This window comes from Actinacidiphila polyblastidii, from assembly GCF_036353415.1.
GTDB classification, from domain to species: Bacteria; Actinomycetota; Actinomycetes; order Streptomycetales; family Streptomycetaceae; genus Actinacidiphila; species Actinacidiphila polyblastidii.
In genome coordinates, this window is the sequence record NZ_JAZEWV010000026.1 from 73,180 (window position 1) to 93,578 (window position 20,399).

A 20,399-nucleotide genomic window follows, 5' to 3' on the forward strand; every position below is an offset into this window, starting at 1 on the left:
CCGGCACGGCACGGCACGGCGCGCCCGGCGGGTCCGCCGCCGGGCGCGGCCGCGTTTGCCCCGCCGGGCCGGGGCGCGCACGCTGGACAGCGGGGAGCATCGACTCATCCCGGATCGGACAGTAGGGCCGACATGCCTGATTTCGAGCAGACGTCCGGTCGCTCCGGTCGTTCCGGCCGGCCGGCCGAGGCCGCGGCCACCGCCACCCTCGGCCCCACCGGTGTGCTCACCGGATGGAGCGAGGGCGCCCGGCGGCTGCTCGGCTACCCGGCCGCCGAGGTCGTCGGCCGTGCGGCGGTCTGCCTGCTCGCCGCGAGGAATCCGCCCGCCGTGGCCGCGCTCTCGCTGATCGACACGCACGAGTGGAGCGGTTCCGCGGCGCTGCGCCACCGGGACGGGCACCCCCTCGACGTCGTCCTGCGCGCCAGTCCGCTGCTGGGCGCCGACGGCACGACCCGCGGCTTCGTCGTCACCGCCGCCCCGGACGTCCGCGCCGCCCCCGCCGGCCGGACCGGCCAGGACGCCGCGCAGGGCGCCGCGCCCGAGTCCGCCGCCCGCGAGTCCCGCGCCCGCGCGACCGCGGAGCGGTCCTTCGCGCAGTCCTCGATCGCCATGTCCACGTACACCACCGCCTCCGGCGCCTGGCGGCTGAACACCTTCGCGTCCGGCGAGGACCGGCCGCGGCCGCCGGACGGGAACCAGCCGCCCGGTTCGCCGTACCCGGAGCTGCTGACCGGCGGCCAGGCCGACCGGGGGTTCCTGTGGCACGTCCGGCGGGTCGCCGAGGAGGGCAGGCCGCTGCGGTACGAGCACCGCACACCTGACCCCTTCCCGTTCCGCCGCAGCGCCTGGATCGTCGAGATGTGGCCGGTCAGGGACCCGGACACCGGGCAGGTGTGCGGGGTCGGCACCGCGGCCTTCGACGGCAGCGAGGAGTACCGGGCGCGGCAGCGGCTCGCGCTGCTGAACGAGGCGGGGCGCAGCATCGGCACCACCCTGGACGTGACGCGCACCGCCCAGGAACTCGCCGACCTGGCCGCGCCGCGCCTCGCCGACTTCGTCAGCGTGGACCTGCTCGACTCCGTCATGCGCGGCGAGGAGCCGCTCGCCGGCCCGGTCCCCGCCACCGTGCTGCTGCGGCGGATCGCCCACGGGTCGGGCAGCGCCGGGGTGCCGGAGGCGGCCGTCGGCGTCGGGGAGGTCGACGTCTATCCCCGCTACGCGCCCCCGGCCCGCGCGCTGGCCTCCGGCCGGCCGGTGCTCAGCGGCGACGCCGACCCCGACTTCACCCGCTGGGTCACCGCCGACGAGCTGCGGCACTCCAGCGTCACGACGTTCGGGTTCCACTCGCTGATGGCGGTGCCGCTGCGGGCCCGCGGGACCACCCTCGGCGTGGCGGTCTTCGCCCGCGCCCGGTCCACCCCGCTGCCCTTCGCACACGACGACCTGGTCCTCGCCGAGGAGCTCGCCGGCCGGGCCGCGGTCGGCATGGACAACGCCCGCCGCTACACCCGCGAGCGCACCAACGCGCTGGCCCTGCAACGCAGTCTGCTGCCCCGGGAGATCCCCGCGCAGGCCGCCGTGGAGGTCGCGTACCGCTATCTGCCGGCCCGCAGCGGGCTCGGCGTGGGCGGCGACTGGTTCGACGTGGTGTCGCTGTCCGGCACCCGCGTCGCCCTCGTCGTCGGCGACGTGGTCGGCCACGGCATCCACGCCTCGGCCACCATGGGGCGGCTGCGCACCGCGGTGCGCACCCTCGCCGACGTGGACCTGCCGCCGGACGAACTCCTCACCCACCTCGACGACCTCGTCGCCCACTTCGACTCCGACCGGGACGACGGCGGGTACGCCGCAGCCGCCGGCGCCGACGGCAGGGACGGCGTCCCCGGTGAGATCGGCGCGACCTGCCTGTACGCGGTCTACGACCCGATCTCCCGGATCTGCACCCTCGCCAGCGCCGGCCACACCCCGCCCGCGCTGGTGCTCCCCGACGGCAGGGTCAGCCTGGTGCGGCTCAGTCCCGGGCCGCTGCTGGGCGTCGGCGGCCTGCCCTTCGAGTCCACCGAGCTGAAGCTGCCCGAGGGCAGCCTGCTCGTCGTCCACACCGACGGCCTGGTCGCGGCCCGCGACCACGACGTCGGCCGCGGCCAGGACCGCCTCTGCGCGGTGCTGGCCGAGCCGTGGCCGACGCTGGAGGCGGCCTGCGACGGCATCCTGCGGACCATGCTGCCGGACAGCCCCGCCGACGACGTGGCGCTGGTGCTGGCCCGCACCCGCGCGCTGCCCGCCGACCAGGTCGCCGACTGGGCGCTGCCCTCCGACCCGGCGATCGTCGCCGACGCCCGCGCCCAGGCCGTGCGCCAGCTGGACGACTGGGGCCTGGAGGAGGTCGCGCCGGTCACCGAGCTGGTGGTGAGCGAACTGGTGACCAACGCGATCCGGTACGGCGACCTGCCCATCGGCCTGCGGCTGATCCGCGACGAGACGCTGATCTGCGAGGTCTCCGACGCCAGCAGCACCGCCCCGCACATGCGCCGGGCGCGCGTGGGCGACGAGGGCGGCCGCGGCCTGCACCTGGTCGCACAGCTCACCCAGGGCTGGGGGGCGCGGCAGACGCCGACGGGCAAGACGATCTGGGCGGAGCAGGCGCTCCCCGCGGACCGGCGGGCCGCCTGAGCGCACCGCAGCGCCCGCGAGCCGCACCCGCGGGCGTACGACTGCGCCGGCGTACGGGCGTACGGCTCCGCGGGCGCGCGGCGGCCGGGCCGTCCGGGTGGTGAAGGACCGGGGGAGGCGTCGCCCTCCCGCGGCGGTGGGACGTATCCGGCCCCCGACACCCCTGCCCGCCCCTGCCGATGGGAGTCCCCCCGCATGCCCCGCTTCCCCAGAGCCCTCGGCGCGTCACTCGCCGGGGTCCTCACCGCCGCCGCCGTGGCGCTCCCCGGCGTCGCGCTGGCCCCCGGCGCGCACGCGACCGCGTACGTCCTCCAGCAGGTCACCGCGAACGACCTGGGGCCGTCCCGCTCCTGGCTGCGCCTCCAGGACGACCCCGCCAACGCCCGCCGGGCGGCGGGCGTGGAGGAGATCTCGCCGTTCGCGGACGGCGCCCGGTTCAACGGCAGCCTGCACCTGGCCGTCGCCGCCGGGCCGTCCGCCCAGCAGTCCGAGGTCACGCACTGGTTCAACCGCAAGATCCCGCTGAGCGGCATCGCCGCCGCCACCCCCTCGTACGACATGTACGTCAGGAGCTGGACCTCCTCGGCCGCGGCCGTGCCGTACGGCGCCGCGCTGCAACTCCCGGTGCTGTGCCAGGGCGCTCCCACCACGCTCAGCTTCCAGCCGCAGCTGGCCAAGGACAGCCTGGGCCGCAGCGGCGCGGTGGCCGACACCTGGCGGCACTTCGTCGCCGGCGCCGACTCGCCGTGGTCGACCTCCCGCGCCGTCGCCGGCCTCGGCGCCGGCAGCGTCCACACGCTGGGCGACTACGCCACCGCGTGCGCCGCGGCGGGCGACGGCGCGATCGGCGTGATGGCGGGCGTCAGCCGGCCGGCCGCCCCCGGCCAGGGCCTCGACACCTACGTCGACAACCTCGCGGTGAACAGCACCGTGTACGAGTTCAGCGTCGGCAGCACCAGCGCGGCGAAGGTCGCGATGGCCGCCGCGGCCCCCGGCAAGACCGGCGAGACCCCGCTCAGCGGCTCGGTCACCTTCAGCAGCCCGGCGGACGGCGCCGCGTACACCTCCGTCGGCACGAAGCTGCAGTTCGCCCGGGAGGGCGGGCTCACGGCGGGCGACCTGACGGTGACCGCCGACGGCCGGCCGCTCGCCCTGACCGCCGACCCGGCCGGCACGCTGAGCGGGGTCGCGGTGCCGCCCACCGGCGCCGACCTCGGCCCCGGCGGCTCCTTCCGCACGGCGTTCACCGTCGCCTTCGCCGGCGCGCACCCCGCGCCCGTCACGCTGACCGCGACCCTGCTCGCCCAGGGCCTCCAGCCGCTCCAGTCCACCGGCACGCAGACGCGGGTGACGCTCCAGCCGTAGCGGCTCCACCCGCAGCGGCTCGGGCCGGTCCCCTGCCAGGCCCGTCCCGTGCCCTCCCCGGCCTGCGGCCCCCGCGCACCTCGCGCGGGGGCCGCCGGCGGGTCAGCCCGGGTCCGGCGCGTCCCGCGTCGCGCGCAGCGCCGCGATGCCGGCGTCGAGCGCGGCCTTGAGGTGGGTGGAGTCGCCCGTGGACATCATGATCGCCACGCCGCCCTGGATGCCGGCCAGCAGCGCGGCGGACGCCTGGCCGACGTCGAGGGAGGCGGCGACCAGACCGCGCGCCTGGAGCGCCCGCATGCCGTCGGCGAGCTGCTGCTGCCACTGGCGCATCAGCTCCGTCACGATCGCCCGCGAGCCCGGCCGGGAGCGGCCGACCTGGAGGAACAGCGAGCCCAACGGGCACTGGTCGCCCTGGCGTTCGTAGCGCTCCACCACCAGATCGCGCCACTGGGCCCAGGACTCCCAGGAGTCCAGGCGGCCCAGCTGCGGCTGCTGGTCCTCCAGGACCCGGTCCGCCTCGAACCGCGCGACGGACAGCAGCAGTTCGTCCTTGCCGTCGGGGAAGTAGTGGAACAGCTGGCTCTTGCTCGTGCCGGTGCGGTCGCGGATGTCGTCGAGCGTGGTGAAGGCGACGCCACGCTCCCGCAGCACCTCGGCCGCGCCTTCGACGATGCGGGCCCGCGTGGCCCGCCCCTTCGCGGTGGCCGCCTGCGTCATGTCGCCCTCGCTTCCACTGGACCGATGGGTCCATTCTATCCGCTCCCGGGGTGGACTTGCCGGTCCATTTTCTGCGACGCACAGTGGCGGGGAGCGGCGGCGCAACCGGCGCGGGCAAGGCCCGGAGCACGAGCGCGCGCCCTGCCGGGAACACGACCGAGAGCACGACCGAGGGCACGACAGAGAGCGAGGAATCCGCACCATGGGTGAGCGACTGGAGAGCAAGACCGCACTGGTCACGGGATCGACGAGCAACATCGGGCAGGCGATCGCCGAGGCGTTCGCCGCCGAGGGCGCCCACGTGGTGGTGTCGGGGCGCAGCGCCGAGCGGGGCGCGCGCGTCGTCGAGGGCATCCGCGCGGCCGGCGGGCTGGCCGACTTCGTGCCGGCCGACCTCGACGGCAGCGCCCGGGCCTCCCGCGACCTGGCCGAGCGGGCCCGAGCGATCCTCGGCAGGCCGATCGACATCCTCGTCAACAACGCCGGGATCTTCCCCGGCGACGTCACCGCCGCCACCGACGAGGAGACCTTCGACCGGGTCTACGCGGTGAACGTGAAGGCGCCGTTCTTCCTCACCGCCTCGATCGCCGCGGACATGGTGCGAAACGGCGGCGGAAGCATCATCAACCTCGGCTCCTGGGTCGCCCGCCTCGGCGTCCCGGTCGGCGCGCTCTACGCCTCGACCAAGGGCGCGGTGGAGACGCTCACCCGGGCGTGGGCGGCGGAGTTCGGCCCGTCCGGCGTACGGGTCAACGCCGTCTCGCCCGGCGTGATCGTCCCGCGCGGCGAAGACGGCGGCGACCCCCACCCCGGCGAGATCATGATGAAGGGCACCCCGGCCGGCGGGATCGGCACCCCCGACGCCGTCGCCCACGCCGCCGTCTGGCTGGCGAGCGACGAGGCGGCGTTCGTCCACGGCACGGTGGTGGACGTCGACGGCGGCCGCATGGGCGCGGCGGTCATCGCCGCGTAGCCCCGCGGCGGCCGCCGCGGGGCCCCGTCGCCCGGCGCGGCTCCGCCGCCGGGCGCGGACGGCGAGCGTGCGCGGGTGGGCCGCCCGCCCGCGTCGGCGGGCTGCCCGGCCCGGCTCGCCACAAGTCGAGTGATTTTGTGCGATCGTAGCGATTTCCACCGTCACGTCGCCCGGTTGCGCTATCAATGGGACACGGAGCGCGGCAACCGGGGGGTGCGGTGGGGTCATTCGAGGAGATGCACCGGCTGGTCGAGCACTTCCTGTGCGGTTCCAACGCCTTACTCGACCACCGCTACAAGCCCCCCGCCGGCAGCGCGATCGCGGAGAGCGGCTCCGAGCTGATCCCGGGCGCCCTGTACCGCTACGACCTGGTCAACCTCCAGGGCTACCCGGTCACCGTGCAGATCTACCGCGGCCTGTCCGACATGGCCGGGCAGTTGTGGGAGCAGGAGGTGCGCGTACTGCTGCGGGCGGCCGCGCTGCGGCACCCCGCCCTGCCCGACATCGAGACCGGCGGCTACCGGGACAGCGAGGACACCGCCTCGGCCGGCATCGACGTCGACGGGTTCGCCTACGTGGCGACCAGGGGCGCCGTCCACAGCCTGCTCAACGAGCCCGAGCTGCTCCCCGAGTTGCGCGACAACCCGACGCTGGCCGTGCGGCAGTTCTTCTTCCTCGCCGACGCCCTGTCGGTCCTGCACCGGCAGAAGATCGTGCACCGCAACCTGTGGCCCGGCACCATCGACGTGCACCAGGACGCCCGGCTCCCCGCCGGTCCCGAGCGGCTCCAACTCCAGCTGTCCCGTTTCGAGATGAGCGCGCTGGTCGGCAACCTGCTGCGGTCCGCCGAGGGCGACTCCGAGGAGAACGCGAAGCAGGCGGTCAGCATCCTGCTCGGCCAGGACTCCCGCGCGCTGGCCTACTGCGCGCCGGAGCGGCTGGCGTTCCTCTTCCCCGAGGCCGGCGCCGAGGCCGCCGACCAGGCGGTGTCCGACGTCTTCAGCCTCGGCGCGACGGTCGCCGAGTGGTTCCTGCCCGACGAGCTCACCCGGCCCGAGCCGCCGGCCGGGCAGACGGGCGCGGCGCTGCGCGCCTGGGCGCTGGAGCGGCAGTCCACCCGGCGCGCCGCGCTGCTCGACAGCACCGCGCTGCCCGACGCGTTAAAGTCGCTGCTCAGCGACATGCTGGCGCCCAGCCACGGCAGCCGGCCCACCGCGGACAGGGTGGTCAGCCGGATCAGCGAGAACTACGAGCGCATCCTCGACCACTGGGCCGACCACAAGACCAACGACATGCCCTACCTGGTGGCCTTCCCGCCCGTCGAGTTCCGCCGCCACATGTACGCGTGGGGCTGGCTCGACCTGGACCCGGAGACCGACGAGGGCCGCGAGGAGCTCGCCCAGTTCATCAAGGAGGACCTCACCGGCGCCCTGCTCGTGCACGCCGTGCACGGCGCCGACCCGTACGTGGTGGCCGGCACGACCGCGACCAAGCGGTCCGCCCAGCAGTTGCTGATCGGCGCCCGTGCCGCGTGGTTCTGCGAGCGCTACCGCCCGTACAACGCCATGGGCACCGTGCTCGGGCCGCCCGAGGACAGCACGCTGATCATCAAGTACACCGTGCCCCTGGACCGGCAGTTGGGGGAGAACGCCCGGCAGGAGGCGACGCGGGCCGCGTTCAGCCGCAAGATCCCCTCGGTGGACGTCATCCCGTCCGACATCCACCCGGCCGAGTTCGCGGCGCAGCAACGGGGCAGGCCCAGTTGGACGGTGCTGATCGACGCCATCGCCCGCGGCTCGGACGCCTCCCCCGAGGACCTGCTCTACCAGCAGGCGTTCGACTGGCTGTTGCGGTACCAGAGCATCGAACTGCAGGCCCGCGAGTACGCCTACCAGGTCGTGCCCGAGGAGAGCAGCGGCCGGCTGGTCACGCTGCGGCTCGACCGCGACCGGGACGACGCGCGCAAGTACGGCGACGCCATGGCCACCAGCTACTACTCGGACACCCAGTCGCGGCCCTCCCTCGGCGACTTCTTCGCCGCGTTCGGGTCGTCGACCGACGGCGGCGACATCGAGGTGCTGCCGGACCGCAAGGGGCGGCCGTACTACCCCCGCGACAACCGGGTCCTGGTGAGCCTCGTCGAGCAGGTGGGCGAGGAGTCGATCAAGGTCCTCGTGGGCGGTCCCCGCGACCTGAAGGCGATGAGCGCCAGCGGCTGGATACGGCCCGGCGGCGACCTCGGCAGCGCGGTCGCGCTGCGCCGCCAGATCCAGGCCCGCTGGCGGATGCTGGAGAACCAGGTCCTGGTCAGCCAGCTGCAACGCCCGCGCACCATCAAGGGACTGCCGGCCCGCTGGGAGAAGTACGTCTCCGACCTGGGCCGCGAGACCGTGATCGACATGCTGGTGTCGCAGCCCCTCTACGCCCTCCAGGGCCCGCCCGGCACCGGCAAGACCGAGATGACCGCACGGGCCGTGTCCGCCTACATACGGGCCGAGCGCGGCTCACGCGTGCTGGTCTCCGCGCAGTCCAACTGGGCGCTGGACAACCTCGCGGTGCGGGTGCTGGAACGGCTCGTGCCGGAGGACGGCGGGCCCGATCCGGTGGCCAAGGGCGACATCATCCCCATGCGGGTCACCACCCGTTCCACCGCGGACCGGATCGACGACCGGCTCAAGCGCTTCCGGCCGGCGACGCTGGCCGAGGAGCGCGCCAGGCTGCTGACGGAGCACGCGCGCAGGACCCGCGAGAACGCCGTCGCGCCGCTGCGGGACCTGCTGGAGGAGTGGGAGCACGTCGCCGCCGACGCGGTGCCCGAGCTGGCGGACCGCATCCGGCGCTGCGCGAACCTGGTCTTCGCCACCTGCTCCTCGGCCGCGCCGGAGTTCATGACGGGCGACCGCAAGGACGAGCCCTTCGACTGGGTGGTCATCGAGGAGGCCGCCAAGGCGTGGCCGACCGAGATCGCGATCCCGCTGTCGCAGGGGCTGCGCTGGACGCTGGTCGGCGACCACCACCAACTGCCCGCCCACCGGCGCCGGGACGTCGAGCGGTTCCTCCTGTCCTCCGCCGACCACGGGGACGCCGACCTGGCCCTGGCCGGCACCCAGAGCAAGGCGTACATGCGGGTCTTCGATCTCTTCGGCAGCCTCTTCGAACCCTCGGGGAAGGACGGCGACCCCGTCCCCGCGGCCGCCTCACCGGCGCCGGCCGCCTCACCGGCGCCGGCGGACACCGCGTCGCAGCCGGAGCCCGGGGCGCAGCCGGACACCGTGCCGCGGGAGGAGTCGGCCGCGCAGGAGAAGGCCGCGGAACAGGCCGAGGCGGCCCGCAAGAACTCCCCGATCCGCACGCTCAGCAAGCAGTTCCGGATGAACGAGGACATCGGCAACCTGGTGAGCCGGATCTTCTATCCCGCGCCGGGCGGAGCCGAGTCCGGCGCCCTCCAGATCACCACCGCCAAGGCCGACGAGCCGCACGGCTTCGACAAGCCGGACTGGCTGGGCGACGCCTCCCTCCTGTGGCTCGACACCGGCGCCCTGCCGTCCTGCGCCGACGAGCCGGCGTGGAAGAACCGCGGCGAGGTCGAGGTCATCGACGAGTTCGTCTCCCAGCTGCACCCCGTCCCGCAGCTCACCGACGACGACTCCGGGCGGGTCTCCCTCGCGGTGCTCACCCCGTACCGCCACCAGACCGACCTGCTGCGCGGTCGCGGCAGCCTGCGCCCGTTCGTCCACACCGTGCACGCCTTCCAGGGGCGGGAGGCGGAGACCGTGGTGGTCTCCCTGGTCCGCGACAAGACCCGGGGAAGCACCACGGCGCCCTGGCGGAACATGGGCCACCTGGTCCAGCCGGACCTGATCAACGTGATGTGCTCCCGCGCGCGCCGGCTCCTCGTCCTCGTCGGCGACTTCGCCCACTTCGCCGACAGCGGGGTGGCCTTCTGGGAGCAGTTGTGCGGGGTCTTCGCCGAACACCAGGCGGTCCGGCCGGCCGGCCGCGTCTTCAGGGGCTAGAGGAGTCTCATGGGCGCCATCACCATCGGGGTGCGCTGCACCGTGATCCAGGTCCGGGCGACGCTCGGCTACGGCCGGTACGTCTCACCGATCGAGCTGATCGTCCTCAAGGCGCTGACGCTCAACGAGAAGAAGGGCCTGCGCGAGGCCACCCCCTACGGCACCGACGAACTGGCCGGCATGCTCGGCCTCGGGCGCCAGCTCACCCTGGACGTCATCTCCGACCTGTGGCACAAGGGCTACGTCACGGTCGACCTGGCGCACGGCCAGGTGCGCGCCGCCGCGGCGGTCCGCGAGCACGCGCTCGCGGGGACCCTGCAGCAGATGGAGGGCGCGGAGGAGTACCCGGCGGACTACCAGCTCATGGTGGACGGCCTCTCCGGGACCCTGCTGCCGTTCGGCGGGACCACCCGGCCCCCCTCCGGGACGCTCCAGGTCCCCCTGCCCGCCGCCGACTTCGCCGCCACCGACTTCACCCAGGACGAGGTCGTCGACGCCCTCCACGAGACGCTGCGACACGAGCGGCGCGGCCACTTCGACCGGCAGCGGGGGCGGGCGGAACCGCCGCCGGACGAGGCGCTGGGCCGGGAGAAGCGGGTGCTCACCGCCCACGTGGTGCCTCCCCTGATGCGGGGCCCCGCGGGCCACCAGTGGCTGACGCTCAGCCTCACGGTGAGCCGCGACCGCGACAACGACCGCCTGCAGATGTCGATCACCGACTCCGCCCTCCCGGTCGAGCTCCGCGCCCGGATGGTCGAGCACATCGAGGCGCTGGTCGACGCGGCGCCCGGCCAGGACCCGTTCGCCAAGGCGGTACGGGGCGCGGCCGAGTCCAGCTTCCGCAAGTCGCTGTCGCTGGAGTCCGAACTCGACCGCTTCGAGCGCACCCTCACCGATGTCGCCCTCGCGCGACCCGGCACCCACGGCGACCGGCAGAACGACCTCGCCGACCAGGCGCGCCGCCTCGGCGACCTGCTGTCGCAGCGCGTCGCCGCCGAGGTGGACGCCGAGGTGGTGTCCAGCCCGGCGGAACACGAGGCCGCCCTGACCGACCTGATCCGCCTGGCCACCCGCCAACTGGTCATCTCCTGCCCGGTGCTGGGCTACGAGCCGCTGCACGACCTGCTCGAAGCGCTGCGCGGCGCCCTCGACAAGGAGGTCGAGGTGGTGCTCCTGTGGGGCGACCACCAGCGCAGCACCCTGCCGCCCCCGGTGGCCAACATGCTCGACGAGCTGGCCGCCTTCGCCAAGGGACGGCTGATCTGGTCGCGCCGCCCGCACCGGGTCAACGGCTGCGTGGTCGTCGCCGACGACCGGCACGCCCTGGTGACCGGCTTCCCCTTCCTCGCGCCCGAGCCCTCCCGGCGCGGGCGCACCGGTCGCGATCCGCGCCACCGGGCCCTGCAGATGGGGCTGCGGATCGACGCGCCGGGGCCGGGGGCGTGCGAGCCCATCGAGGCGCTGCTGCGCTGGGCGCGCCGCGCGGTACCCGACTACCGCATGTCCCGGAAGGTCCGCACCCGCCGCAGCGAGTTCCAGCCGCCCGCGTGGGCCGACCGCGGTCCCGACCCGGACCTCCCGCCGCAGGACGCGTCCCCGTGGCGGCCCCACCTGCCGGACGTGCCGGTCGCCCCGCAGGGTGCGGACGGCGGGCCCGCGACGGACGCGGACGTGGACCTGTGGCGCGAGGCGTGGGAGCAGTACGCGGCCGCGCTGCGCCGCGAACTGCGGGGCCGCGAGCGGCCGTGGGCCGCGGCGCTCCTTGACGGCGCCCACCAGGACGCGCTCTGGGAGGCGCTGCGGAAGACCTCGACGCGGCTGATCGTGTCCTCGGCGCTGATCGGGCCTGACGCCTTCGACTCCCGGTTCGTCCGGGAGCTGGAGCAGCGGCTGGACCGCAACGTGTCGGTCACCCTGGCGCACGGCCGCCAGACCGAGACCACCGGCACCGCGACCGTCTCCCGCAAACTGCTGTCGGAGCTGCGCGAGTCCTACCGCGACCGCGGGCTGACGCTGCTCAGCCAGGCGACGAACGCGCGCGTGCTGGTCGCCGACCTGGAGGTGGTGGTGGGCAGCTTCGACCTGCTGTCCATGGGCTGGCCGTCGGCCGGCTCGGTCAACCGCCGGCCGAGCGAGGTCGGTCTGCGCCTGGTCGACCTCGCCCCCCGGCAGCCGACCCTCCAGCGTGTCGTGCAGCACGTGCTCGGCGCGGAGCCCGACGGGCCCGGCCCCGAGCCGGAGGCGGCGCGGGACGACGCCCCTGCGCTCGTCGAGGCGCCCACCGCCACCGCGGCGCAGCGGCTGCTGGGCCGGCTCGCGGCGCTCCCCGGGCCCGCCGGCTCCCCCGCCGGCGCCGCGGTGGTCCGGGAGACGGTGGACCTGCTCACCACCGAGCCCGGCGCCGTCGTCTCGCTGCTCGACACGCTCCGCGGCCACCCCGACCGCGCCGACGTGCTGCGCGTCGCGGCCGCGCACGCGCTGCGCCGGCACGACCTGGGCGACGACGCGCCGCGCTGGCACCGGTGGCTCCTGCAGGACCGGTGGCAGTGCGGCGCGTATCTGGAGGCCTACGTTCTGCGCGCCGCGCTGGACCGCGCGGAGACCCGGCCGCGGCTCTCGCTGTGCCTGGCGGCGCTCAAGCGCGGCGGCGAGGGCTTCGACAGCGCCATCGCCACGGCCGCGCTGGAGACGGACGAACTGCTCGCCGGGGAGCGGCCGGGAGCGGTCGCCGAGGCGGCCGCGCTGACCTGCCTGTGCGCCGACGAGGTGCTGCTCGGCGAGCGCAGGGCCGCCGCGCGCGAAGCCCTCGGCCTGCTGGAACCCGCCCTGGCCGGCCCCTGGCGCGAGCTGGCCGTGCTCACCCGCGGGCACTACGACGCCGGGCTCGGCGCCGTACCGGTCCTCCAGCTGAGCGCGGAACTCGACGACGCCCGGTACCTCGACGCGCTCCGGGCGTCGTGGGAGCTGCTGGAGCGGCGGCTGTCCCGGGCCGAGGCGGTCACCTTCCGCTTCGTCTCCGGCATCCGCACCCACGCCGCCCTCTTCCACGCCGACGGCGTCTACGGACGCCTGCGCGCCCACCTCGACGACCGGAACACCTCCGCCCTGCGGGAGTGGTCGGCCGCCCACCCCGTGGAGAACGTCGACAGGGAACTCGACGACACGACGCTCTCGCTCAACTCCGTGCAGCCGCTGCCGGTCATGATGGCCGGGCAGCGCCGCAACTTCGTCGCCCGCCTGGTCGAAGTGCACACCGCGGCGGTCGAGTTGGTGGGCCTGCTCAACGCGGCGCGGCCGACCGCCGGCGGCGAGCTGGCCCGGCAGTTCCCCACCGCCCAGGCGCTCGGCGCGCTGCTGCCCGAGCTGAGGGAGGCCGCCACCCGGCTCGACGGCCGCTCCGAGAGGGCGCTCGTCGACCGCGCGCTGGACGAGCTGTCCGACTTCGCCGCGTGGGGAGAGGGCCGATGACGGAACCCGCCGACGACGCCGACCTGGACGGCGTCCTGCGCGAGGTGCTCCCCGACTGGCCCGAGCGCTGGCGCTACCCGGGGCTGATGGCGCTCGCCCTCGGTCCTGGCACGGTCGCCGCGGACGACTGCCTGGCCGCGGTGCTCGACGGGCTGGCGGAGCCGCCGGCCGACCCCGAGGCCGCCGCCCAGGCCCTCGTCGAGGCGGGCGACTTCCACGCCGCACGGCGGGTGCCGGGCGGCGAGGCGGTGGACGTGGACGCCGCCGTCGTCCAGGCGGGCGTCCGCATCGAACGGGCCAGGCAGCAACTGCTGCGCCAGGCCGCGCGGGCGGGGCTGCCCGCGCAGGCGATCGCCGACGCGCCGCCGGGCCTGGTCGACGAACGGCTGGCGGACGCCGAGGCGGCCCTGGCGGCATGGACCGACCACGTCAAGGCGCTGACCGACGACAAGCGCGGCTCCCTGCACCAGCGGCTGCTCGACGTCCTGGACGAACTGCCCGGAGCCGGCGCCGAGGACGACCCGGCGGACTCCACCGCGAGCTGGGCGCGGTCCGTACGGGACTGCCTGGGCCACGGCGAACTCGCCGCGGCGGAACGGCTGATCACCGCCGGGCCGTCACCCAGCCCGCTGGCCGAACCCCGCACCGTGTCCCCCTGGCCGATGTTCCCCTGGGCGGACCACGGCCTGGACGAGGTGCTGAGCTGGTACGCCGGCGGCCCGGCCAGCACCGGACCCGAGTTCGACGCGCTGTGGCGGCCGCGCAGCGAGGAGGGCGCCGAGCTCGTCGACGCCCTCCACTCCCTCCACCAGGGCCTGAACGAGGCCGCGGTCGGCCGGTTCGCCCGCGCCCTGGACACCTTCCTGGGCGAGGCGGACGTACGCCACCGGGTCCGCGCCGCGGACGGCGGCTTCGTCACCTGGGTGTCCGGCGTCGCCGACCACCGGCGCATCCCGCGACTCGGCCTGCCCCTGCAACTCCCCCTCTACATCGGCCCGCCCGGCTGGACCCCCGGCCAGGACGGGCCGGCGGTCTGGCTGGTCCTGCGCACCCAGCTCCAGGAGGCGCACCTGCGGGCGGCCCAGCGCGGCATCGCCCCGCTGGAGGCGACGGCCGTCCTCCAGCTGGCCGCCCCGCCGCGCTCCGGGAGCGGTTCGACCGCCGGCTCGCGGATCAACGTCCTGCGCGCCGTCTGCCGCCGGCTCAGGGTGCGGGACGTGGTCGGCGCGCTTCCGGCCCCCGACGAGGACGCCGGGCCCGGCCACCCGTACGAGTCGCACGAGGACCTGGAGTGGTGGCTCGACATGCTCGGCGTCCACGCCACCGCGGCCGTCGCGGACGCCCTCCTGTACGACACCGGCGGCCACCCCCTGGTGCTGCGCGAGGCGCTGTGCGCTCTGCTGGCGGCCGACGCGCCGTCCGGCGCGGGGCGCTCGGGCCAGAAGCTGACCCTGGAGGTGCTGGACGGCTGGCGGGCCGACGCCGCCGCCCAGGAGAGGTTCCACGACCAGGTCGTCGACGCGCTCTTCGCCTCCGATCTCGAAGCGGCGCTGGTGCTGCGGGCCGTGCTGTACATCCGCTGCGTGGAGCCGTCCCGCACGCTGGACGCCTGGGCGCTGGCCGACCTGCTGCTGCCGCCGGACGCCGATCCGTCCGTCCTGCCCGTCGCCGCCGACGCCGCGCTGTCCCGGGTGGCCGCGGCGGGCCTGCTCACCGGTCCGGGCGCCGGCGCCCCGGCCACGTACGCCTGGCCGAACGGCGGACTGGCCGCGCTGCTCGCCGGGGCGGGCCAGGACGTGCTGCGCAGCCGGCTGCACAGCGGCCTGTCCGACCTCACCGAGCTGCGCGACCGCAGCGACTACAGCGCGCCGGTCGGCCTGTACACGGTCATCAGCTCGTACGGCCACAAGATGACGAGCGACCTGCGCGGGGTGCAGGGCGCGCTGGAGCGCGGCGATCAGGCGAGCGTCCGCGAGGGGCTCAGCGGACTGTCCGACACCATCGAACGGTTCGGCGCCCCCAACGCACTGCAGGAACAGCTCAACGCCCAGTCCGAGATCGACCTGCGGACCGAGCTGGAGCGGCGCTGCCGGGAGTCGTGGAGCAACGGCTCTGGTCTGAGCGAGATCGCGTTGGCGCCGGGCGGCGAGGCCGCGCCGATCCTCGTCTGGGGAATCCGGCAGCTGCTGAACCTGGCCTTCAACAGCCTGCTGGAGAACGCCCGCCGGGCGGCCGACGAACGCGACGGCGGTGGCGGCAGGGTCACGGTCGAGCTGACCGTCCGCCGCCGCGACCCGGTCGGCATCGGCCCCACCGTGGCCCGGATCGACATCTGCGACAACGGGGCCGGGGTCAGACCCGGCTGGCTGCCGGTCCTCAACAACGAGCAGCAGCGCGTGGAGGGCGACGGGCTGCTTCCCATCGGGTCCGGCAACGGGGTGCGCTACGCGCGCGACCACATCAGGCGGCACGGCGGGACGCTGCGGTTCCTCCCCGCCGACGGCGGAGGGACCGTCGCCCGGATCGAGCTGCCGGTCACCCGGAGCGGGCCGGCCGGAGCGTAGGTCCTGGCGGCGGACGGCCCCGGTCAGCCCGCCGCGGCCAGCTGCGCGGTCAGCTGACCACCGGTCAGCTGCGCCCAGGTCAGCGGCCTGGTGAACCGGCGCGGTCAGCCGCGCATCATGCCCTGCACGGCCTTCACCGCGTCGGGCAGGAACCCGTCGCCCTTGGTGCAGACCCCGGCCAGCCCGAACTTGTCCTCCAGCATCCGCGCCTTCTCCCGCGGATCGCCGCCGGGCAGGAAGGCCGTCAGCAGGGTGCTCGGCACTCCGAGTTCCTGGAGCCTCTGCAACACGACGTAGCCGTCGTTGTCGTCGTTGTCCCGGGTGAGATGGCGGTCGACCAGGGCGGCGTCGAACCGCTCGCGCTCCAGCTCCGCCAGCGCCTCCCCGCGGGCGGGCGCGAGCGTCGTTTCGTACCCCATCTCGGTGAAGAGCTGGGCCAGTTCGCGCCCCAGCGGAGCCGAGTCCTCGACGATGAGCAGCCGGCGCCGGCGCAGCGGAAGGCGAGCGGGGTCGAGGAGGTCGACGCGGCGCACCGCCTCGTCGACGCCGCTGAACTGCTCGGCGAAGTCGAGCCACCCGTCGACCTGGGTGCCGGCGCGGAACAGCGCCGCGACCCGCTCCACCAGGTCGAGGCGGGCGCGCAGCGCCGGCCGCCAGTGGCGTTCGTCGACGCCCGGATGGATCGTGATCGGATCGCCACGCCACCAGGCGAGGAGCCCCGTCAGTTCGGCGGCGGAGGCGTCGGGCGGCAGACGTCCCACCTCGGCGGCGAACTCCGACGCGTCCAGCCACACCGCGCCCGCGGGCAGCCGGTAGGCACCGTTGCGCTGGGCGTCCAACGCCACGCCGTGGCCCTTCAACGCGCGCCGCACGGTGCTGACCGCCGCATGCACGGCGTCCGCGCCGTCCGCGCGCGGCAGCAGACCCCGCATGCTGTCCGCGGCGACCGTCCTGCCCTTGGCGAAGAGCAGCCGCAGCAGAACGGCCGCGGGCGCGGCCGTCAGCGGTTCCTCGCCCCCGGTTTCACTCGTGATGATCAATTCGCCTAACGCGGCGACCCGGCACACCCCGACCCGCGTCTTCGATGCCCCCACCATCACGTCAGGATAGCCCGGCTCCTGCCTCCGGCGAATCGCCACCGCACTATCGCCGAAATCGACGCGCCGGCGCTCCCGACGCAATTCGGCGGAGGACCGCTAAACGGTCTCAGCGGCCGGCGGGAGGCTGTCGGCACGGGGACGAGAACCCCGCCGGAGGGCCGCCGAACGGCCACACGACCTGGAAGGGGGGAGCGCTCCATGTCCACGATCGGAGAACTCTCATGGCACGGAGCCGAGGCATCGGTGGCGCTCAGCGTACTGAACATGCTGTTCAAGCTGCTGCTGCTCGAGTGGTTTTCCCGCAAGGAGCCGAAGACCCGGGCCGACGTGGAGAAATTCGCCGCACTTCTCTATCCGAAGTCCGCCGCGCGAAGGTCGAAGTCGATCGAAGGGACGCCCCCGGATTCCGACGAGGACCTCTCGGGTAGCGGCTGACCGACCCGGCACATCGCGCCACTTTCCCCCTCCGATAACGCCACACGCCCCCCACCGCTTTATCCCCGCCCCGATTCACCGCCGCCGACGCGGCATACGCGAGACGCGGCACGCCGCCCCGCCACATGCTGCCTCGCCGCACGCCGCACGCCATCCGCCTGTGCTCAGCGCAGGCGGCCACCACGCCGCCGTGCGACACCCACACCTCCGGCGGCGCCCCGTGCGTCGCCGCGCACAGCACCACGCGCGCGCCGTTCGCCTCGTACGACGCCCGCCACTGCACGAACGACAGCCGCCGCGCACCCCTGAGGCTGATCGAATCTGTCCGATCGAGTCCACTTGGTTAGATGTATTGACACTCGATCGAACACTAGGGCTCAATACGGAACAGTCTGAACCCCCGGCGTGAAGTGAATCGACTCGAAGGAGAGTCATGTCCAAGCGCGCACTCGTCGCGACGGTCGCCCTGGCGGCCTCGCTGCTCCTCTCCCCCCTGACGGGCTCGACGCCCGCGCAAGCCCAGGACAACGGTGCGTCGCGGACGCCGCCGATGGGGTGGAGCAGCTGGAGCTCCGTCAGAAACAACCCCACCGAGGCCAAGATCAAGGCCCAGGCTCAGGCGATGCACGACTCGGGCCTGATGTCAGTGGGTTACCAGTACATCAACCTGGACGACTACTACATCAAGAACCCCGGCACCACCGTCGATCAGTACGGTCGCTGGGTCGTCGACACCGGCAAGTTCCCGGACGGCATGAAGAACCTGGGCGACTTCATCCACGGCCTGGGGGAGAAGTTCGGCATGTACGTGACGCCGGGCATCCCGAAGGCGGCGTACGACCAGAACACCCCGATCGAGGGCACGTCCTACCACGCACGGGACATCGTCTCGAGCACGTCGACCTTCGAGTCGAACTACGGCGGGTTCGGCAATGTCATGTACTTCATCGACTACAACAAGAACCCCACCGCGGCGCAGGCGTTCGTGAACTCGTGGGCCAACCAGTTCGCCTCCTACGGGGTCGACTACATCAAGATCGACGGCGTGCACACCAGCGACCAGAACGACGTCATCGCCTGGTCGAAGGCGCTGAACCAGACCGGCCGCACCATCCACCTCGGCCTGTCGAACACCCTGGACATCAACAACATCAAGACCTGGCAGCAGTACTCCAACAGCTGGCGGACGGGCGGTGACATCGAGTGCTACTGCTCGACCCTCACCACCTGGAGCAACGTCGGGCCGCGGTGGGCGAACCTGGCGCAGTGGGGGCCGTACGCCGGTCCGGGCGGCTGGAACGACCCGGACTCGATCGAGGTCGGCAACGGTGACCACAACGGCCTGACCGTGAACGAGCGGCAGAGCGTGATCACTCTGTGGGCGATCACGCGGTCGGTGATGATGCTGGGGAGCGACCTGACCAACCTCGACGCCGGCGACCTCAACATGCTGAAGAACGCCGAGGTCACCAACGTCAACCAGACCGACTCCGTGGTGGCCAGCCAGATCTCGAACAACAACGATCTGCAGGTGTGGGCCACGAAGCAGAAGAACCCCGACGGCAGCTACACGGTGGCGCTGTTCAACCGCTCCGACCGGACCGGCAACGAGACGGTGACGGCCAACTTCTCCGACCTCGGGTTCAGCGGTTCCGCCACGGTGCGCAACCTCTGGGGCAAGTCGAACGAGACGCTCACCAACTCCGTCAGCCGGAGCCTGGCCCCGCACGAGTCCGCGCTGTTCAAGGTCACCCCCTCCGCCTCCTCGACCCCGGTCGGCGGCACCCTGACCAGCAGCCTCTCCGGCCGCTGCGCCGACGACCCGAACAGCACCCTGGTGAACGGCACGCAGCTGGCCGTGTGGGACTGCAACGGCGGCACCAACCAGAAGATCACCTACAGCTCCTCGGCCAAGACGCTGAAGGTGCTGGGCAAGTGCTTCGACGCCCACGGCGGCGCGACCACCGCCGGCACCCACGTCGAGATCTACGACTGCAACGGCAACACCAACCAGCAGTGGAACGTCAACTCCAACGGCACGATCACCGGCGTCCAGTCCGGCCTCTGCCTCGACGTCACCGGGGCCACCAACCCCAACGGGTCCGGCCTGGAGCTGTGGACCTGCAACGGCGGCGCCAACCAGACATGGACCCTCGGCTCCGGCGTCAGGGTGTCCTGACGAACCGAGTCGCCTCGTCCCAGCGGCGCGGTGAGCCAGGGCGCCGCCCTGGCCGCATGGGCCACTGACTGCAAGGCAACCGAAACGAAAACCCCAGGTCAGATGTCTGACCTGGGGTTCTTCGTGGAGCCGCCTCCGGGATTCGCGAACCGGGGCTGCCCGTCACGCCGCGGCGGGCCCACCGGAACGGTTCATGGCGCGTCAAGTGTGCGCTGTAGGCGGTACCGGACCTGTCCCAACTGATCTGCGTCGATGGGAAGCGTTCCTGCCAGGTCTTCCAGATCCTTCATCGCTTCCCTGACACGATTCTCTGCTGGTGCGAAAGCCAAAAAATACTCCAGCTGTTCCGAAGCTGCCCGCCAATCACCCATGGCACAAAATACGATCAAAAGGTTTCCATGGGCGTGCACGGCATCAGGCCCGTTCTGAGCATCCCTGTTGAGGAGTTCCACCGCCCGTCCCCACGGCTCGTCCTCGCCCCCCAAGCCTTTCCCCCTCAAGACCAATCCGAGTAAGTAATGCATCCAAGCGTTGGTGGGGTCTTGTTGGAGGGCGGCGGTGTAGTCGGCGATGGCCTCGTCGAACTGGTCTGCCTGACGATGAGCTTCCCCACGCTCGACAAGAAGCCAGGTGAGGGAGGGGTCGATCTCCAGGGCGGCGGTGTAGTCGGCGACGGCCTCGCCGAACCGGCCTGCGTGACGATGAGCCTGTCCGCGCTGAACAAGGGCCCAGGTGAGGGACGGGTCGACCTCCAGGGCGGCGGTGTAGTCGGCGACGGCCTCGCCGAACTGGTCTGCCTGCCGATGAGCTTCCCCACGCTCGACAAGAAGCCAGGTGAGGGAGGGGTCGACCTCCAGGGCGGCGGTGTAGTCGGCGACGGCCTCGCCGAACCGCCCCGCCTGACGA

12 protein-coding genes are annotated in these 20,399 nt (G+C 73.5%); 9 read left to right on the forward strand and 3 right to left on the reverse strand.

The window, feature by feature from the left end; all coding sequences use genetic code 11:
- Positions 1-132 precede the first annotated feature (132 nt).
- On the forward strand, positions 133-2,676 hold the full coding sequence (locus tag V2S66_RS25190) for a SpoIIE family protein phosphatase (protein ID WP_330798689.1): 2,544 nt from the start codon (positions 133-135) through the stop codon (positions 2,674-2,676).
- Between the two features lie 195 nt (positions 2,677-2,871).
- Positions 2,872-4,041 (forward strand): hypothetical protein, encoded by a 1,170-nt coding sequence (locus V2S66_RS25195; protein ID WP_330798691.1) that lies wholly within the window; start codon positions 2,872-2,874, stop codon positions 4,039-4,041.
- A gap of 102 nt (positions 4,042-4,143) precedes the next feature.
- Here V2S66_RS25195 and V2S66_RS25200 read toward each other — a convergent pair whose 3' ends face one another.
- Positions 4,144-4,758, reverse strand: coding sequence for a TetR/AcrR family transcriptional regulator (locus V2S66_RS25200; RefSeq protein ID WP_330798693.1), 615 nt, complete (start codon positions 4,756-4,758; stop codon positions 4,144-4,146).
- 202 nt (positions 4,759-4,960) lie between these two features.
- On the opposite strand from V2S66_RS25200, the gene V2S66_RS25205 reads away from it, so the two are divergent.
- From V2S66_RS25205 to V2S66_RS25220, 4 genes are all read left to right on the forward strand, one after another.
- Positions 4,961-5,731, forward strand: coding sequence for an SDR family NAD(P)-dependent oxidoreductase (locus tag V2S66_RS25205; protein ID WP_330798695.1), 771 nt, complete (start codon positions 4,961-4,963; stop codon positions 5,729-5,731).
- A 218-nt stretch (positions 5,732-5,949) separates the two neighbouring features.
- A complete protein-coding gene (locus V2S66_RS25210; RefSeq protein ID WP_330798696.1) occupies positions 5,950-9,747 on the forward strand; it encodes an AAA domain-containing protein in 3,798 nt (1,265 codons plus the stop codon).
- 9 nt (positions 9,748-9,756) lie between these two features.
- A complete protein-coding gene (locus tag V2S66_RS25215; protein WP_330798698.1) occupies positions 9,757-13,215 on the forward strand; it encodes a hypothetical protein in 3,459 nt (1,152 codons plus the stop codon).
- Positions 13,212-15,779 (forward strand): ATP-binding protein, encoded by a 2,568-nt coding sequence (locus V2S66_RS25220; RefSeq protein ID WP_330798700.1) that lies wholly within the window; start codon positions 13,212-13,214, stop codon positions 15,777-15,779. The genes V2S66_RS25215 and V2S66_RS25220 overlap by 4 nt, the downstream gene beginning before the upstream one ends.
- A 104-nt stretch (positions 15,780-15,883) precedes the next feature.
- On the opposite strand, the gene V2S66_RS25225 is transcribed toward V2S66_RS25220, so the two are convergent.
- Complete coding sequence (locus V2S66_RS25225) at positions 15,884-16,819, reverse strand: response regulator (protein ID WP_330798701.1); 936 nt, start codon at positions 16,817-16,819, stop codon at positions 15,884-15,886.
- Positions 16,820-17,077: 258 nt separating this feature from the next.
- Between V2S66_RS25225 and V2S66_RS25230 the strand changes: the two genes are divergently transcribed.
- The 3 genes from V2S66_RS25230 to V2S66_RS25240 all read left to right on the forward strand — a co-directional run bounded on the left by V2S66_RS25230 (position 17,078) and on the right by V2S66_RS25240 (position 19,493).
- Entirely contained in the window at positions 17,078-17,314 is a 237-nt protein-coding gene (locus tag V2S66_RS25230; protein WP_330798705.1) for a hypothetical protein, read from the forward strand.
- A 125-nt stretch (positions 17,315-17,439) separates the two neighbouring features.
- On the forward strand, positions 17,440-17,661 hold the full coding sequence (locus tag V2S66_RS34630) for an arabinofuranosidase catalytic domain-containing protein (RefSeq protein ID WP_413966476.1): 222 nt from the start codon (positions 17,440-17,442) through the stop codon (positions 17,659-17,661).
- 86 nt (positions 17,662-17,747) lie between these two features.
- A complete protein-coding gene (locus V2S66_RS25240; protein WP_330798707.1) occupies positions 17,748-19,493 on the forward strand; it encodes a glycoside hydrolase family 27 protein in 1,746 nt (581 codons plus the stop codon).
- 191 nt (positions 19,494-19,684) lie between these two features.
- Here V2S66_RS25240 and V2S66_RS25245 read toward each other — a convergent pair.
- Positions 19,685-20,399 (reverse strand): tetratricopeptide repeat protein (locus V2S66_RS25245; RefSeq protein ID WP_330798709.1); only part of this gene is annotated, 715 nt, incomplete at its 5' end.

What these genes read in the sequence shown, in the direction of transcription:
- V2S66_RS25215 (WP_330798698.1), top strand. Translation starts at nt 9,757, where the DNA reads ATGGGCGCCATCACCATCGGGGTGCGCTGCACCGTGATCCAGGTCCGG.
- V2S66_RS25200 (WP_330798693.1), bottom strand. Translation starts at nt 4,758, where the DNA reads ATGACGCAGGCGGCCACCGCGAAGGGGCGGGCCACGCGGGCCCGCATC.
- V2S66_RS34630 (WP_413966476.1), top strand. Translation starts at nt 17,440, where the DNA reads ATGCTGCCTCGCCGCACGCCGCACGCCATCCGCCTGTGCTCAGCGCAG.
- V2S66_RS25190 (WP_330798689.1), top strand. Translation starts at nt 133, where the DNA reads ATGCCTGATTTCGAGCAGACGTCCGGTCGCTCCGGTCGTTCCGGCCGG.
- V2S66_RS25230 (WP_330798705.1), top strand. Translation starts at nt 17,078, where the DNA reads ATGTCCACGATCGGAGAACTCTCATGGCACGGAGCCGAGGCATCGGTG.
- V2S66_RS25195 (WP_330798691.1), top strand. Translation starts at nt 2,872, where the DNA reads ATGCCCCGCTTCCCCAGAGCCCTCGGCGCGTCACTCGCCGGGGTCCTC.
- V2S66_RS25205 (WP_330798695.1), top strand. Translation starts at nt 4,961, where the DNA reads ATGGGTGAGCGACTGGAGAGCAAGACCGCACTGGTCACGGGATCGACG.
- V2S66_RS25240 (WP_330798707.1), top strand. Translation starts at nt 17,748, where the DNA reads ATGTCCAAGCGCGCACTCGTCGCGACGGTCGCCCTGGCGGCCTCGCTG.
- V2S66_RS25220 (WP_330798700.1), top strand. Translation starts at nt 13,212, where the DNA reads ATGACGGAACCCGCCGACGACGCCGACCTGGACGGCGTCCTGCGCGAG.